We start from the raw sequence: 250 nt of genomic DNA on the forward strand, positions 1-250 counted from the left end.
GTGTACACCAGCATGCCGCCGTCTTCCGCTGGCATTGCCAGGGAAACCTGGCCTTCGAGGTAAAAGTGCTCCTGGCCGCCCACGGCTTGCTCGGCTTCCAGAATATGGCTTGCGGTAGCCATGGCGGCCGCCAGGTCTCCGCGCTTCATGCTGTGGCTCGGGCGCACCAGTCGCGACTGCGCCAGCGCCTCACGCGGATCAAGCAGCGGGGTTTGCTGCTGGTATTCCACCACTGCCAGCTGTGCCGCCC

At 65.6% G+C, this 250-nt stretch carries 1 protein-coding gene; it reads right to left on the minus strand.

The annotated features are described in order from the left end of the window. Positions 1-149: molybdopterin cofactor-binding domain-containing protein (locus Q4563_RS21455; RefSeq protein WP_303605965.1), on the minus strand; the 149-nt coding region annotated here is incomplete at its 3' end. Between the last annotated feature and the right edge of the window lie 101 nt (positions 150-250).

This window comes from Gilvimarinus sp. 1_MG-2023 (assembly GCF_030548285.1).